Source organism: Enterovibrio norvegicus (assembly GCF_002876705.1).
Classification (GTDB): Bacteria; Pseudomonadota; Gammaproteobacteria; order Enterobacterales; family Vibrionaceae; genus Enterovibrio; species Enterovibrio norvegicus_B.
This window is the reverse complement of the sequence record NZ_MDAG01000043.1, coordinates 4,646-5,131: the sequence shown is the minus strand read 5'-3', so window position 1 is coordinate 5,131 and position 486 is coordinate 4,646. Positions and strand designations below refer to the sequence as shown.

The 486-nt window shown below is 39.5% G+C and carries 1 protein-coding gene; it reads left to right on the top strand.

The genetic code is table 11. The annotated features are described in order from the left end of the window. Positions 1–462 (top strand): DUF4274 domain-containing protein (locus BCT27_RS18525; protein ID WP_133153384.1); only part of this gene is annotated, 462 nt, incomplete at its 5' end. Positions 463–486 lie beyond the last annotated feature (24 nt).

The following is a 486-nucleotide window of genomic DNA, read 5'->3' as shown; positions in this document are numbered from 1 at the left end:
CCCGTTATCACAGCGTTATATGCAATCATGATTAGCGAGAACGAGAAAAAACAATTAGATAGAATTCAGTATGAGGAAAATACTGATGAGATAATTTCTATCGCCAAAGCATCAGCAAACCCAAGCTTTCTTCAGGAATGTGCCTACTCATACAACTGGAATGATGGAATGGGGTTGCCCACCACTATTGCTAATAATGAGCATTGTGACTTGGGTACAGCTCTGACTTTATTTTGGTTAGCTGGCGGGATGAGCTATTTCTTAAAAGAAATAGAACGAAATGAATACAATAATGAGTGGGCCGATTTCTGTGAGATGGTTGTCAAAAAACCAACCAGTAATGCCTACCCTTCTGGTCAGGTGAGTTTTAAACCAAATATAAACAAGCTTACCCTGTATAAATATAAAAAGGCTGGCATTCCTTCTGTTCTATATCTGGAGGTAAACGGCGCAAGCATATAACAAAGTCATCAACGGGACACCTTG